The organism is Sphingomonas natans (genome assembly GCF_030546695.1).
Lineage (GTDB): Bacteria > Pseudomonadota > Alphaproteobacteria > Sphingomonadales > Sphingomonadaceae > Sphingomonas_I > Sphingomonas_I natans.
In genome coordinates this window covers 89888-104715 of sequence record NZ_JAUOTP010000010.1, presented here as the reverse complement: position 1 = coordinate 104715, position 14828 = coordinate 89888, and the positions used below count along the sequence as shown (strand labels likewise).

Annotated in this window: 16 protein-coding genes; 9 read left to right on the top strand and 7 right to left on the bottom strand. The window is 65.2% G+C overall.

All coding sequences use genetic code 11. The features are described 5' to 3' along the window. The first annotated feature begins 3 nt into the window (after positions 1-3). Positions 4-597, top strand: coding sequence for a pyridoxamine 5'-phosphate oxidase (pdxH, locus tag Q4F19_RS18535; protein ID WP_303545848.1), 594 nt, complete (start codon positions 4-6; stop codon positions 595-597). Beyond that, positions 594-1391, top strand: a complete 798-nt coding sequence (locus Q4F19_RS18530; RefSeq protein WP_303545846.1) for a PhzF family phenazine biosynthesis protein — start codon at positions 594-596, stop codon at positions 1389-1391. The genes pdxH and Q4F19_RS18530 overlap by 4 nt, the downstream gene beginning before the upstream one ends. A gap of 54 nt (positions 1392-1445) precedes the next feature. Here Q4F19_RS18530 and Q4F19_RS18525 read toward each other — a convergent pair whose 3' ends face one another. Continuing rightward, entirely contained in the window at positions 1446-1784 is a 339-nt protein-coding gene (locus Q4F19_RS18525) for a PEPxxWA-CTERM sorting domain-containing protein (RefSeq protein ID WP_303545844.1), read from the bottom strand. A 489-nt stretch (positions 1785-2273) separates the two neighbouring features. Beyond that, positions 2274-3107 (bottom strand): type I methionyl aminopeptidase, encoded by an 834-nt coding sequence (gene map / locus Q4F19_RS18520; RefSeq protein ID WP_303545842.1) that lies wholly within the window; start codon positions 3105-3107, stop codon positions 2274-2276. A gap of 63 nt (positions 3108-3170) precedes the next feature. Between map and Q4F19_RS18515 the strand changes: the two genes are divergently transcribed. Continuing rightward, the gene (locus Q4F19_RS18515) at positions 3171-3929 is read left to right on the top strand and encodes a competence/damage-inducible protein A (protein WP_303545839.1); all 759 of its coding nucleotides are present in this window, start codon (positions 3171-3173) and stop codon (positions 3927-3929) included. On the opposite strand, the gene Q4F19_RS18510 is transcribed toward Q4F19_RS18515, so the two are convergent. Beyond that, positions 3902-5149 (bottom strand): MFS transporter, encoded by a 1248-nt coding sequence (locus Q4F19_RS18510; protein WP_303545836.1) that lies wholly within the window; start codon positions 5147-5149, stop codon positions 3902-3904. The genes Q4F19_RS18515 and Q4F19_RS18510 overlap by 28 nt on opposite strands. Then, positions 5146-5856, bottom strand: a complete 711-nt coding sequence (locus Q4F19_RS18505; RefSeq protein ID WP_303546079.1) for a glutathione binding-like protein — start codon at positions 5854-5856, stop codon at positions 5146-5148. Before Q4F19_RS18505 ends, Q4F19_RS18510 begins: the two co-directional genes overlap by 4 nt. A gap of 128 nt (positions 5857-5984) precedes the next feature. Here Q4F19_RS18505 and Q4F19_RS18500 point away from each other — a divergent pair, with 128 nt between their 5' ends. After that, complete coding sequence (locus Q4F19_RS18500; RefSeq protein WP_303545833.1) at positions 5985-7898, top strand: S9 family peptidase; 1914 nt, start codon at positions 5985-5987, stop codon at positions 7896-7898. Positions 7899-7912: 14 nt separating this feature from the next. Here the strand turns inward: Q4F19_RS18500 and Q4F19_RS18495 are convergent, their stop codons facing one another. From Q4F19_RS18495 to Q4F19_RS18485, 3 genes are all read right to left on the bottom strand, one after another. Beyond that, positions 7913-8371: a Ros/MucR family transcriptional regulator gene (locus tag Q4F19_RS18495; RefSeq protein WP_303546077.1), complete on the bottom strand. Its 459-nt coding sequence runs from the start codon at positions 8369-8371 to the stop codon at positions 7913-7915. Positions 8372-8546: 175 nt separating this feature from the next. Continuing rightward, positions 8547-8831 (bottom strand): SWIB/MDM2 domain-containing protein, encoded by a 285-nt coding sequence (locus Q4F19_RS18490; protein WP_303545830.1) that lies wholly within the window; start codon positions 8829-8831, stop codon positions 8547-8549. A 79-nt stretch (positions 8832-8910) separates the two neighbouring features. Continuing rightward, complete coding sequence (locus tag Q4F19_RS18485; protein WP_303545825.1) at positions 8911-9114, bottom strand: hypervirulence associated TUDOR domain-containing protein; 204 nt, start codon at positions 9112-9114, stop codon at positions 8911-8913. A gap of 66 nt (positions 9115-9180) precedes the next feature. Here Q4F19_RS18485 and Q4F19_RS18480 point away from each other — a divergent pair, with 66 nt between their 5' ends. From Q4F19_RS18480 to Q4F19_RS18460, 5 genes are all read left to right on the top strand, one after another. Then, a complete protein-coding gene (locus Q4F19_RS18480) occupies positions 9181-10302 on the top strand; it encodes a glycoside hydrolase family 130 protein (protein ID WP_303545822.1) in 1122 nt (373 codons plus the stop codon). Then, positions 10299-11900 carry an alpha-amylase family glycosyl hydrolase gene (locus tag Q4F19_RS18475; protein WP_303545819.1) on the top strand — a complete coding sequence of 534 codons (1602 nt, stop codon included), beginning with the start codon at positions 10299-10301 and terminating at the stop codon, positions 11898-11900. The genes Q4F19_RS18480 and Q4F19_RS18475 overlap by 4 nt, the downstream gene beginning before the upstream one ends. Continuing rightward, on the top strand, positions 11897-12907 hold the full coding sequence (locus Q4F19_RS18470; RefSeq protein ID WP_303545816.1) for a glycosyltransferase family 4 protein: 1011 nt from the start codon (positions 11897-11899) through the stop codon (positions 12905-12907). Before Q4F19_RS18475 ends, Q4F19_RS18470 begins: the two co-directional genes overlap by 4 nt. A 109-nt stretch (positions 12908-13016) precedes the next feature. Next, positions 13017-13481 carry a Ros/MucR family transcriptional regulator gene (locus Q4F19_RS18465; protein ID WP_303545814.1) on the top strand — a complete coding sequence of 155 codons (465 nt, stop codon included), beginning with the start codon at positions 13017-13019 and terminating at the stop codon, positions 13479-13481. Between the two features lie 91 nt (positions 13482-13572). Beyond that, positions 13573-14826 (top strand): multidrug effflux MFS transporter, encoded by a 1254-nt coding sequence (locus Q4F19_RS18460; protein WP_303545809.1) that lies wholly within the window; start codon positions 13573-13575, stop codon positions 14824-14826. Positions 14827-14828 lie beyond the last annotated feature (2 nt).

Genomic DNA, 14828 nt, shown 5'->3' with positions numbered 1-14828 from the left:
GCCATGACCGACCGCCAGACAGTGACCGATCCCGACGCTCTGTTCGAAACCTGGCTCGCCGAGGCGCAGGCCAGTGAGCCCAATGATCCCGTCGCGATGACGCTCGCTACCGTCGGGGCCGATGGCCAGCCCTCGGCGCGGATGGTGTTGATGAAGGGGCACGACGCGCGCGGCTTCGTCTTCTATTCGAATCAGCAGAGCCGCAAGGCGGGCGAGCTGGCGGGCACGCCGCGCGCCGCCTTGCTGTTCCACTGGAAGTCCCTGCGCCGGCAGGTGCGGATCGAGGGCCCGGTCTCGATCGTCGCCGCCGACGAGGCCGACGCCTATTTCGCCAGCCGCGGCCGCGACAGCCAGCTCGGCGCCTGGGCCTCGGACCAGTCGCGCCCGCTCGACGCGCGCGAGACGTTCGAGGCGCGCTTCGACGAGATGGCCGCGCGCTTCGAGGGCGGCGCGGTGCCGCGCCCGCCGCATTGGGGCGGCTATCGCGTCAACCCCGAGCGTATCGAATTCTGGCAGGATCGCGCGCATCGCCTCCACGAGCGCCGCCTGTTCACGCGTGACGGCGACGGCTGGACCGAAGGATTGCTCTACCCATGACGCGACTGCCTTTGACCCAGGTCGATGCCTTTGCCGACAGGCCCTTCACCGGCAATCCGGCGGCGGTGATGCCGCTCGATGCATGGCTCGCCGATGAGGTGCTCCAGGCGATCGCCGCCGAAAACAACCTCGCCGAGACCGCCTTCACCGTCCCGCTCGCGGGCGAAGAGGCGGACTATGAGCTCCGCTGGTTCACTCCGACCTCGGAGGTCGTGATGTGCGGCCATGCGACGCTCGCGTCGGGCCATGTCCTGATCGGTGAGCGCGCGTCGGTCCGCTTCCGCACCCGCCAGGCCGGCGTGCTGGAAGTCGCGCGGGACGGTGCCGGCTACGCGCTCACGCTGCCCGCCTGGGCGCCGTCGCCCAAGCCTCTGCCGGAGGTCGTCGCCGCACTGGAGATCGATCCCGCCGGCGTCGTCGAGACATTGTGGCATCCCAAGGATTATGGCGTGGTCGTGCTCGCGGACGAGGCGGCGGTGCGCGCCTGCGCCCCCGACATGCGCGCGCTCGCCGGCGTCGGCGATTGGCTGACGATCGTGACCGCGCCCGGAACCTCGACCGACATCGTCAGCCGCGCCTTCGCGCCTGCGGGCGGGATCGACGAGGATCCGGTGACCGGCTCCGCGCATGCGGTGGTCGTGCCTTATTGGGCCAAGCGCCTCGGCCGCACGAGCTTCACCGCCTTCCAGGCCTCGGCGCGCGGCGGACACCTGACCTGCCGGCTGGAGGGCGACCGCGTCGTCCTCGGCGGCACTTGCGTTACGGTGATCGAAGGCGTGATGACGCTGGCTTGAGGCAGCGAAACGCCGCCGGTCTCGCGACCGGCGGCGCTCGCCGTTTCGTCGGGATCAGGCGAAGCGGACGCTCGTCCGCCGGCTGCGCCGCAGCGCGCCGCCGACCAGGCCGAATCCGCCGATGAAGATCCCCCACGTTGCGGGCTCGGGCACCGCGGCCACTTCGAAATTGGAGACGATCGCCGCCGCGCGATCGAAGCGCACATCGACATTGTCGACCGCGCCCTTGAAGTCGCCCGCCCAGCCGGAGCCGACCCCGATGCTGACCCCGACAACCGTCAGCTGCGATCCGGCATTGTCGGTGATCCACGCCTGCAACGTCTTCTGGCCATTGGCGCCCGCATTGTTCGGGCCAAGCGCGGCATTGCTCGCCCAGAAGATGCCGCTGTTCAACGACGCGCTCAGGTCGGTCCACGCATTCGTGGGGGGCGAGAGCGGTGGCTGCTTTCAGCCCGCTTTCACGTCGGGCGACCAATGCGTTTGGAAGTCAGCTCGCGAGGGCTGATCTCGAACGGCCCGTTGGCGCGGCAGTGACTGCAGCGGAGGTGGGACTGTTCTCCAAAGGACTTCCTCAGACCTCCCGCACCCGGAAAGGGGGCGCCACAACGGCCGTAACCGATCCGGTCACCCCGCCAGATTGCCCTTTGCAATGTAGGATTTGATGTAAGACTTGGTCTGTCCGCTCATCCTTCCGGAGTCGGACGCCGTGGCCCATTGTCGTTCCGCCCGCCTTTGCCCTGCTCGCGCGCCCATGCACGCGTACACGCCCCCGCGCACGCGCGCATTGGTGCGACTTTCCAGTGACCTTTCGCGCGCCGGAACGCCGTTTCGAGAAGGGAATGTCGTGAAGTTCGTGAACTTCCGGCGCCACTCGGCGCCTGCTCAGCCCTTCGGAAGGTGCGGGATGTCCAGCCCGGCCGGGCTCTTCGTGAAGATCTCGCAGCCCGTCTCGGTAATGCCGATCGAATGTTCGAACTGCGCCGAGAGGCTGCGGTCACGCGTCACCGCCGTCCAGCCGTCGTCCAGCACCTTCACGTCGGGGCGGCCGATATTGATCATCGGTTCGATCGTGAAAAACATGCCCGGCTTCAGCTCCGGCCCGGTGCCCGGCCGGCCGACATGGACGACCTCGGGCGCGTCGTGGAACAGCCGCCCCACGCCATGCCCGCAGAAGTCGCGCACCACGCCGTAGCGGTGCTTCTCGGCATGCGTCTGGATCGCGTGGCCGACGTCGCCGAGATGGTTGCCGGGCTTCGCCTGTGCGATGCCGAGCATCATGCATTCGTAGGTGACCTCGACGAGCTTCCTGGCTTTCAAGGGCACGTCGCCGGCGAGATAAGTGCGGTTGGTGTCGCCGTGCCAGCCATCGAGCAAAGGCGTGACGTCGACATTGACGATGTCGCCGTCCTTGATCGTCTTGGGGCCCGGAATGCCGTGGCAGACGACATGGTTGAGACTGATGCAGCAGCTGTGCGTGTAGCCGCGATAGCCGAGCGTCGCGGGCACGGCGCCGCCGGCGATCGTCATGTCGTAGACGATCTGGTCGATCTCCTCGGTCGTCACGCCCGGGACGATATGCGCGGCGAGCGCATCGAGGATCTCGGCGGCGAGGCGGCCCGCGCGGCGCATGCCTTCGAACCCTTCGGGGCCATAGAGCTTGATCGCGCCCGTGCGCGAGACGACGTCGTCGGACGTGATCACCTGATAATGCGTCATGCTCCGAATATAGACGATGCCGCGCGCTTTGCCAGCCGGGCGCGGGGCGCTATGGCGGCGCGCATGGACAGGGCACGCATCTGGACGGCCGCGTTGCTCGTCATCGGCGACGAGATCCTGTCAGGCCGCACGCAGGACAAGAATATCGCGCAGACCGCTTCCTGGCTCAACGTCCAGGGCATCCGCCTTGCCGAAGTGCGCGTCGTCGCCGACAAGATGGATGCGATCGGCGAGGCGGTGACCCTGCTCGCCGGCCGCAACGATTATCTGTTCACGACCGGCGGGATCGGCCCGACCCACGACGACATCACCGTCGATGCGATCGCCGCCGCGCTGGGCGTGCCCGTCATCGTCCATCCCAAGGCCAAGGCCGTGCTGGAGGCCTATTACGCGCCCAAGGGCGGGATCAACGAGGCGCGGCTGCGTATGGCGCGCGTGCCCGAAGGCGCGAGCCTGATCGAGAATTCGATGTCCGGCGCGCCCGGCATCCGCATCGGCAACATCTTCATCATGGCGGGCGTGCCGCATATCGCCGCGCGCATGCTGGAGGCGCTGACCGGCACGCTGGAGGGCGGGCTCCCGCTCGTCAGCCGCACGATCGGCTGCTGGGTCGCGGAGAGCGAGGTCGCCGAGCTGCTGCGCGTGACCGAGAAGGATCATGAAGGCTGCCAGATCGGCTCCTACCCCTTCTTCCGCGAAGGGCGGACAGGCGCCAATTTCGTGATCCGCTCGACCGACGAGGACGAGCTCGGGCGATGCTCGGCCGAGCTGATCGCGCGGTTGTCCGAGGCGGGCTATCTGGCGGTCGACGGCGGCATCTGATCCGGCCGGCGTCCGGCCAGCAGCAGGATCGCGAGCGAGACGAGCGCAAGCACGCTCGCCATCGCGAAGCCGATCCCGACGAACTGGAAGGGCGCGCCGGGGCTGGTGAAGTAAGCCAGCGCCGGACTGAAGATCGCCGGCGCGAAGATCGCCGCGATCGCGGCGATGCTGCCGTTGAACCCCTGCAACTCGCCCTGTGCATCGGGCGGCACCTTGCGCGACATGAGCCCGTTGATCGCGGGGAAGACGAGGCTCTGGATCGGCATCAGCAGCATCACGACGAACACCATCCAGCCGTCATGGATGATCGTATAGCAAAGGAACTGCGCGGTCGCCCCCGCGATCCCGACCGCGACCGAGGCGCGCTCGCCCAGCCGTTTCACGACCGGGCCGACCAGCAGGATCTGGCTCAGCGCCATCAGGCAGCCGACCATCGCCAGCGACGCGCCGATGATGCCGGGCGTCCAGCCGAAGGCGGCGATCGCGAAGTAGGCCCAGGTGACCGGATAGATCATCGCCGCGACCTGCCAGAAGAAGGCGGCGATGCTGAGCGGGATCACGCCGTGCAGCTTGCCGAGCGACCGCCACGCCCCGACCGGATTGGCTCGCGCCAGGCTGAACGGCCGCCGGTTGCCCGAGCTGAGCGTCTCGGGGAAGAAGACCAGGCCGAACAAGAAATTGGCGCCGGAGAGCGCGCCGGCCGCATAGAAGGGCGCGCGCGGTCCGAATTCGCCGAGCAGCCCGCCGATCGCGGGGCCGACGATGAAGCCGATCCCGAACGCAGCGCCGATCATCCCGAAGTAACGCGAGCGCTCGTCCGGAGCGGAGATGTCGGCGATGGCGGCCCCCGCCGGCCCGAACGAGGCGCCGAACAGGCCCGCGAGCGCGCGCCCGACGAACAGCCAGGCCAGCGACGGCGCGAACGCCAGCAGCAGATAATCGGCGGTGAAGCCCGCCAGCGCGCCGAGCAGCACGGGCCGCCGTCCGAAGCGGTCACCGAGATTGCCCACGAACGGACCGGTCAGGAACTGCACCGCCGCGTAAACGACGCCGAGCCATCCGCCGATCCGCGTGGCCTCGGGCAGATCGACATGGCCCAGCTTCATCACGATATCCGGCAGCACCGGCATGACGATGCCGAAGCCCATCGAATCGATGAGCACCGCAAGCAGGACGAAGCGGATCGCGTTGGCAGCGGGCGCGCCTGCAGACGGGGTCATGCGACGGGCGCTACGCTCGCGGCGGTCTGCCCGAACAGCACTGTCTTCTCCTCGTCGGTCATCGGCTGGCTCGTCGTCCGTATCTTCTCGCCGATCGCATAGGCCGCGATGGTGGCGGGGCGTTCGCCGATCTCGGCGAACCAGCGCAGGATATTCGGGAAATCCTCAAGCCGCTGGCCCTGCCGGTCGTGCGGCACGATCCACGGGTAAGCGGCTATGTCGGCGATCGTATAATCGTCGCCGGCGATGAAGCGCCGATCCGCGAGCCGCCGATCCAGCACGCCGTAGAGACGGTTGGTTTCCTTGACATAGCGATCGATCGCGTACGGAATCTTCTCGGGCGCATATTGCGAGAAGTGATGGTTCTGCCCGGCCATCGGGCCGAGCCCGCCCATCTGCCACATCAGCCACTGGAGGATCTCAGTGCGCTCGCGCGGCGTCTCGCCGTAGAAACGCCCGGTCTTCAGCGCGAGATAGATCAGGATCGCGCCGCTCTCGAACACGCTCTGCGGCGCGCCGCCGTCGGCCGGCGCATCGTCGACGATCGCGGGCATCCGGTTGTTCGGCGCGATCTCCAGGAAATCGGGCGCGAACTGCTCGCCTTTGCCGATGTTGATCTGCTGCACGCGATAGGGCAGCCCGGTCTCCTCGAGGAAAAGCGTGATCTTGTGCCCGTTCGGCGTCGGCCAATAATAGAGATCGATCATGTGCTTGTCCCTTTTGGTCGACATCATCTAGCGTGCAGCTATGGGCTCGCAAACCAGGATGCTTGCCAGCGCGCGGACCGCGGCGCATTCCGGCCGGCTTCGCCTCTGGTCACGGATCCCTTTCGCCGATGCTCGCACTGATTGCCGCCGCTGCTTTGGCGCCCGCCGCCGCTTCGCCTCGTCCCGCTGCCCTTGCCAAATATGCGAGCCTCGCTCTGGATCCGGCCGGCAAGCGCATCGCAACCGTCGACAGTCTCCACGCGGCGGGCGCGCCCTCGGCCGGGCACGGCATCGTCACGATCCGCGACACGACGGGCAAGGCGGCACCGGTCGGTTACGATCCGTGCGAGATATGTCGCTATGACGGGCTGAGCTGGTCGCCCGACGGCAAGGCGTTGGCCTTCGTCGCCAGCGGCCGGGGCGAGGCGACGCTCTATCGGCTCGAGAGCGGCACGGTCACGAAGGTGACGAGCGTGAAGGGCCTCGCCGCCAGCCCGCGCTGGTCGGCGGACGGCAACCAGATCGCGTTCCTCGCGACGATCGATGCCGCCAAGGAAACCGGCGCGACCCAGCCCGGCGTTCGCCAGGTCGGCGTCATCGGTAGCAAGGATGACAGCCGCCGGATCGCGATCGTGCCAGCGGCGGGCGGCAATCCCCGTCTGGTCTCGCCCGAAGGCACGTTCGTCTATGAATATGATTGGACGCCGGACGGGCGCGGCTTCGTCGGTACTGCCGCCGAGGGCAATGGTGACAATCAATGGTGGGTGGCGAGCCTGCGCGCCTTCCCGATCGATGGCGCGATGCGGATCATCGCCGCGCCGAAGATGCAGATGAATATGCCGCGGGTGGCGCCCGATGGGCAAAGCGTCGCGTTCATCGGCGGATTGATGAGCGATTTCGGCGCTATCGGCGGCGACGTCTATCTGGTGCCGCTGACGGGTGGAACGCCGCGCGACCTGACGGCTGCTTATCCGGCCAGCTTCACCTCGCTCGCCTGGCGCGGGCAGCGCCTCATCGCCGGCGTCACGCAGGGCGGATCGACGGGCATCGCCGCGATCGATCCGGCGAAAGGCGTGCTTGCCACGCCGACGGTGGCGGCCGAGACGATCGAGGCCGGCGACGGCCGCGTCGCGCTGGATCGCACGGGCGGCTGGGCGGCGGCGGTGGCGGAGTGCTATGCGATGCCGCCGCGCATCGTCTTCGGCCCGCTCGGGCGGATGAAGCCGATCAGCCACGAGAATGACGCGCTCGTCTCGACGACGGTCGCGACCGATGTCCGCTGGCGCAACGATGGTCGCCAGGTCCAGGGCTGGCTGCTTGCGCCTGATGCCGCTACGCCGACGGCGAAAGCGCCGATGATCACGATCGTCCACGGCGGACCTGCCTCGGCCTCGACACCGCGCTTCGCGTGGACGGGGCCGGTCGCTGCATTCCTGCGCGCGGGCTATTGGGTCTTTCAGCCCAATCCGCGCGGCAGCTACGGTCAGGGCGCTGCCTTCGTGCGCGCCAATGTCCGCGATTTCGGCGGTGGCGATCTGTCCGACATCCTCGCCGGCATCGATACGGTCGAGAAGCAGGCGCCGATCGATGGCCAGCGGCTGGGCGTCTATGGCCACAGCTATGGCGGGTTCATGACGATGTGGACGGTCACGCACAGCCAGCGCTTCAAGGCGGCGGTGGCGGGCGCCGGCATTGCCGACTGGGTCGCTTATTATGGGCAGAACGGTATCGACCAGTGGATGGTCCCCTATTTCGGGGCCTCGGCCTATGACGAGCCTGCCATCTACGACAAATTGTCGCCCGTCCGCGCCGTGCGCGCCGCGAAGACGCCGACCTTGATGTATGTCGGCGAACGCGACGTGGAGACGCCGGCCGCGCAAAGCCTGGAATTCTGGCATGGCCTGAAGGCGATGAACGTACCGACCGAGCTCGTCATCTACGCGGACGAGGGCCATGCGATCCGCGACCCGAAAAATCTGGCAGATCAGGAGAAGCGGATGCTCGGCTGGTTCGATCGCTATCTGCAAGGGCAAAAGCAATAGGCGACCGCCCCGGGTCAGGCGGCCTTGGGCTTGCGTCCGCGTTTCACCGGCGCGGCGGCGGGCACAGCCTTCGGCTTGCGGCCGAGGCCAATCGCCTTGGCAAGCTCGCGACGACGATCGGCATAATTGGGCGCGACCATCGGATAGTCCGCGGGCAGCTTCCATTTCTGACGATATTGCTGTGGCGTCATTCCATAGCGCGTCTGCAAATAGCGCTTCAGCATCGTGAGCTTTTTGCCGTCTTCAAGACAAACAATATAGTCGGGCTTGATCGAAGCCCGGATGGAAACAGCCGGCTTCGCGTCCGTCGCAACGGCCTCCTGCACGCCGTCTTGGCCAAGGCCGGTCAAGGCTTGATGAACGCGCTGGATGAGATCGGGAAGGTCTCCGGGGACGATCCGGTTATGGCCGACATGTGCGGCAACAATCTCCGCAGTCAGCGTCAAGATCGTCTTGTCCGTTTGCTCCGTCATGGTTGTTCCCTCGGGCTCGCGCGACACGCGTTGGGAAGCGCGCCGGATTGTCGTTCCGGCCTCATAACAGACTAAATGGTTCGCTGAGAAGCGCTTATCTTGAGGCAGCCCTTCTCGCATGGGCCAGCGTAAAGCTTTGAGCGGGCGGCATTTGCTGCCGCCCGCCCGCGAACGCTTACTTGACGTGCGTCGAGATGTGCTTGTTCATCTCGAACATGCTGACGCTCTTCTTGCCGAAGACCTTCTCCAGCTTGTCGTCGGCGTTGATCTGCCGCTTGTCCTTGGCATCCTGAAGATTGTTTTTCTTGATGTATTCCCACATCTTGCTGACAATCTCGCTTCGCGGCAGCGGACTGGTGCCGACAATCGCGCCGAGTTCGGCGGAGGGAGTGACGGGCTTATGAATGCCGCCAGTCGGTGCCTTCGCGGTCGTTGCCTTAGCGGTGGTTGCCTTAGCCATTCTATGCTCTCCTGCTCTGGATAGCCCTCCTTAAGCGGCGTTTTCGGGGAGGGCGAGTGCTTTCGTGAGGGGCGGGGCGCTAGTCGCGCTCGAGCGCACCGGGTTTATGCGCAGCTTTGCCGCCATTTTCGGACTTCACGAGATATTGGGGGTCGTCCTTCGATGCTGCGACCTTGTGACCCTTGATGTGGGTTTCGCCGGTCAGCTTCTTTTCGACCGAACCGTGGGCAGTGCCGCCATGCGACTGCCAACTCACTGCGTCGCCCTTCTTGAAAGTCGTCATGTGAGGCAAGCTCCTTCGGGAGCCAATCGCGCCGTCGCGGTTTTGGTTGCGTAAGATCGGGGCGAAATGGCGATTATGAACGATTACCTGATTTTTGTACCCGACGATGTCGATCTTCGACATTCACCTCTGCGCGCGTCGCTGCGTGCCGAAACCTATGTACTCGGCGCCTTCAATCCTGGCCTCACGCGGCTGCCGAACGGCAATCTCCTTTTGATGGTCCGCATCGCGGAGGCGCTTCGGGAGCCCGTCGTCAGGGATCATGTGCACGCGATCCGCTGGGCCGATGGCGGATATGTGCTGGACGCGCATCCGCTGACGGCGGTGAATATGAGCGATCCGCGCCAGTTCGATGTGGGTGGTTCGAATTACCGGATGCTGGCGCTTACCTCGCTTTCCTGGCTCCTGCCGGTCGAGCTCGATGCGGACGGACGCAGGGTGGTCGAGGTTCATTATGACCGCGCGATCGCGCCGGCGGCGCCCTACCAGGCTTATGGCGTCGAGGATGCGCGCATCACGCAGATCGGTGACCGCTGGTACATGACGACCTGCTCGGTCTCCCCGGAACGCCATTCGACGACGTTGCACACCTCCGACAATGGGCTGGACTGGACGCTGGAGGGTGTCGTCCTCGATCATCAGAACAAGGACATGATCTTCTTCGAAGGAAAGGTCGGCGGGAAGTTCATGGCGCTGACGCGCCCGCTCGGGGAACTGTATTTCGCTTATCCGGAAGGCAGCGACTATGTCGGCGGCCCGTCGATCAACCTCGCCCAGTCGCCCGATGCGCTGCACTGGAAGCCGATCGATCATCCGTTCCTGCGGGCGCGGCGCGGTTCGACGTCGGCGATGAAAGTGGGTGGAGGATCGCAGCCGATCCTGACCGATGCGGGCTGGTTGATGCTCTATCACGGCGTCGAGACGCGCGCGAAGGTCGGCATCTACCGCACATTCTGGGCGTTGCTCGATCGCGACGAGCCCTGGAAGATCCTCCGCCTCGAAGATGCAACGCCCTTGCTGGAAGCTAAGCCCGCGCTGACCGCGCCGATCGCGCACCAGCTATATCTTCCTACCGAGGTCGTCTTCACGACCGGCATCGCCGATGGCGGTGATTCCTATATCGTCGCGAGCGGAGAGGCGGATCTCGCGTGCCGGATCACGCATATCCCGAAGAGCCGCTTCGCGTGACCGATCGACTCTGGTGGGAAAAGGCGGTCGTCTACCAGATCTATCCGCGCTCGTTTCAGGACACCAACGGTGACGGCATCGGCGATCTCGCCGGGATCGAGCGGAGGCTGGATCATTTCGTCGACCTCGGCATCGACGCGATCTGGATCTCGCCCATCTATCCATCGCCGATGGTCGATTTCGGCTATGATGTCTCCGATTATACCGGCGTCCATCCGATGTTCGGCACGCTCGAGGATTTCGACCGGCTCATCGCTGCCGCGCATGCGCGCGGACTGAAGCTGCTGCTGGATTTCGTGCCAAACCACAGTTCCGACCAGCATCCGTGGTTCCTCGAAAGCCGATCGTCTCGCGATAATCCCAAGCGCGATTGGTATATCTGGCGCGATGCCGCGTCCGATGGTGGCCCGCCCAATAACTGGATCAGCGATTTCGGCGGCTCTGCCTGGCAATGGGATGGGACGACGGGCCAATATTATTATCACGCGATGCTAGTCGAGCAGCCGGACTTGAACTGGCGCGATCCGGGCCTGAAGGCGGCGATGCTCGATGCGATGCGATTCTGGTATGATCGCGGCGTCGATGGCTTCCGCGTCGATATCCTCTGGCACATGATCAAGGCGGCGGGCTTTCCCGACAATCCGCTCAATCCGGCCTGGACGCCCGGCATGGCCGACATGCATCGCGTGCTCCAGCTCCACTCGACCGACCAGCCCGAGATTCACGGTCTCGCGGCCGAGATGCGCGCGCTGGCCGACAGCTACGGCGATCGCTTGCTGGTGGGCGAGATCTATCTGCCCTTGGATCGGCTGATGGCTTATTATGGCAGCCCGGCCTCACCCGGCGTGCAACTGCCCTTCAACTTTCAGCTGATCGATGCGCCGTGGGACGCGCGGGGGCTTCACGATCTGGTCGCGGCGTATGAGGCGGCATTGCCGGCCGGGGGATGGCCCAATTGGGTGCTCGGCAATCATGATCGGCCGCGCGCGGCCGCGCGTCTCGGCCAGGCGCAGGCGCGCGTGGCGGCGATGTTGCTGCTTACGCTGCGGGGGACACCGACGATATATTATGGGGACGAGATCGGCATCGGCACGGTCGATATCCCGCCGGATCGCGTCGCCGATCCGCGCGAACTGCGCGAGCCCGGCCTCGGCTTCGGGCGCGATCCGGTACGCACGCCGATGGCATGGGACGGCTCGGCGCATGCAGGCTTCACAACCGGCGATCCCTGGCTCCCGCTTCATGCGGACTGGCGGAGCCGCAATGTCGCGGCCGAGCGCCAAGATTCGGCGTCGTCATTGTCGCTGCATCGTGATCTGCTGCGACTGAGGCGCGCGCATCCGGCGCTTGCCGTGGGTGACATGACGATGATCGATACGGAAGGACAGATACTGGCGTACGAACGACATCATGAAGGCGAGCGAGCGATCGTCTTGCTCAACCTTGGATCGATCGAGGCGACGGTCGGGTTGCCCAAGGATTTCGTCTGCGTGGGCGCGCTTTCTACGATCGATCCGAGCCCGCTGCCCCGCGTCGGCAGCCATTTTATCACCTTAAAGGCCGACGAGGGTCTTCTCCTCCTGGACAAATTCTCATGAAGATTGCGATGCTCGCGCCGATTTCATGGCGCACCCCGCCGCGTCATTACGGTCCGTGGGAATTGGTAACGAGCCTGCTCACCGAGGCGCTCGTCGCGCGCGGCGTGGACGTGACCCTGTTCGCGACTGCCGACAGCCTTACCGCGGGCCAACTCGAGTCGGTCGTGCCCACCGGTTATTCGGAGGATCCGACGCTCGATGCCAAGGTGATGGAGATCCTGCATATCTCCAACGTGTTCGAGCATGCCGGCGACTATGACATCATCCACAACCAGGCTGATTTCATGCCGCTCGCCTTCAGCCGGCTCGTCGATACGCCGATCGTGACCACGATTCACGGGTTTTCATCGGAACGGATCGTGCCGGTCTTCAAGCGATATGAGGATCGCGTACACTATGTCGCGATCTCCGAGTCGGACCGGCATCCAGATCTGCGTTATGCCGCGACTATTCATCACGGCATCCCAATCGAGGACTTCCCCTTCGATCCTGTCGGCAGCGAAGATCTGCTGTTTTTCGGGCGGATGCACCCGGACAAGGGTGCGGGCGAGGCGATCCGGGCCGCCCAGGCTTCCGGACGGCGCCTTACCATGGCGGGGATCGTGCAGGATCAAGGCTATTATGACCGGGAGGTCGCGCCTTTCTTGGATGGCGAAAACGTCGTCCATCTCGGCGCGGTCGGCGGTGCAGATCGTACGCGGGCGCTCGGCGGGGCGCGGGCGCTTCTTCATCTGATCGATTTCGACGAGCCGTTCGGCCTGTCGGTTGTCGAGGCGATGGCGTGCGGAACGCCCGTCATCGCATATCGGCGGGGTTCGATGGCCGAATTGATAGAAAACGGCGTGACCGGCTTTCTCGTCGATAGTTTCGACGAAGCCGTTGCGGCAATCGCACGTGTCGGCGAGATTAACCGCGTTGTATGCCGCGAAACCGCCAAGAAACGCTTTTCGGTAGATCGCATGGCCAATGCTTATCTGGAACTCTATAAGCGGGTTCTGACGCGCTGATTGCCTCCGCGTTGCGACGATTCATCCTATTTGTGATGCGATGTTACAAATTTCTTCTGGCGCTCGGCGCGCACCGAACTATATCCCGCCCACCCCGAAGGAGTTGACCGTGTCTACAGACAATCAGGATTTGATCACGCTTACGGCCGATATCGTCTCGGCGCACGTCAGCAATAATAGCGTACCGACCGCCGAAGTCGGCGCGCTGATCCAGAGCGTATATGGTGCGCTCGGCGCGCTGGGTACACCCACGCAGGAGCCGGCCGCCGAGAAGCCGAAGGGCGCCGTGTCGCTTCGCTCCTCGATCAAGCCCGATTTTCTCGTGAGCATGATCGACGGCAAGCCGTACAAGATGCTTCGCCGTCACATCTCGCAGCATGGTTATTCGCCGGAGAGCTATCGCGAGGCATTCGGCCTGCCGCGCGACTATCCGATGGTTGCCGCCAGCTACGCCGAGCAGCGCCGCGCGCTCGCCCACAAGATCGGCCTTGGCCGCAAGCCTCGCGCTGCCGCGCCCGCACCGTCCGCAGCCGCCGCGCCGAAGCGCAGGGGTCGCAAGCCCGCCGAGGCCTGACCTGCCGGGATCGTCGGTCAGGCGATCGATACGCAGAATAATGGGGCGGGGGCGGTTGCTCCCGCCCTTTTTCTTTGTGAAGAGGCCGCGCATGTCCGTGCCGCCCAACCGTGCGCCCGGCGCGAGCGATCCTGGTCTTTCGTTCAGGCCATTCGTCGCGCTGATGGCCTGTCTTATGGCGATGAACGCGCTTGCGATCGACATCATGCTCGCGGCGCTGCCCGAGATCGCGCACAGCCTCCACATTCCCACCGAAAATCAGCGGCAATGGATCATCGTCGTCTATGTGATCGGCTTCGGCCTCGCCCAGCTGGTGTGGGGACCGCTCGCAGATCGCTTCGGCCGCAAGCCGATCCTGGTCGCGAGCACGGCATTGTTCGGTGTGCTTAGCCTTGTTGCAGGCCTCTCGGCGACGTTTCCGTTGCTGCTTGCCGCACGCTTCCTGCAGGGCATCGCGGCGGCATCGTCGCGTGTACTCGTCGTCTCGATTGTGCGCGATTGTTATGAAGGGCGGCAGATGGCGCGGGTCATGAGCCTCGCCTTCATGTGCTTCCTCGCCGTGCCGATCCTGGCGCCCAGCATCGGCCAGATCATCCTGCTCGCAACCGGATCCTGGCGCTGGATTTTCCTGCTGCTCGGCGCGTTCGGCGGATCGGTGGCGCTCGTCGCGGGGCTGAAGCTGAAGGAGACGCTGCACCCCGAATATCGGCGGCCCGTTTCGTTCGCGGGGCTCAGGTCGGCGGCGGCGCGCGTGTTCGGAAACCGAACCTCGGCGGGCTATACGATCTGCAGCGCTCTCTCCTTCGGATCGATGATGGGATTTATCAATTCGGTCGGCCAGATTTTCTCCGACGTGTTCCATGCGGCGACCCTGTTCCCGCTAGTCTTCGCCTGCATTGCCGGAACCATGGGCGTCTCGTCCTTCGTCAACTCGCGGATCGTGGGTCGCTTCGGCACGCGGCGGGTGTCGCAAGCGGCGATGTTCGGCTTTACCGGCCTCTCGCTGCTGCACCTTGCGGTGTCCCTGAGCGGTCACGAGACGATCTGGAGTCTCGCGCTCATCCAGGCGGGTACGATGTTCTTCTTCGGCATGATGGGCTCGAATTTCGGATCGATGGCGATGGAGACCGTGGGCGACATTGCGGGCACCGCATCTTCGATCCAGGGCTTTTCCCAGACGTTGATCGGTGCCTCGATCGGTCTGGTCATCGGCCAGTCCTTCAATGGTACGACGGTGCCGCTGGCCGTGGGGTTCACGGTGATCGGCTTCGGCATCATCGCCGCGGTCACTATCACGGAGCGGGGCAAGCTCTTCCGCCCGCACCACGCGCCCGTCGCCACCTAGTC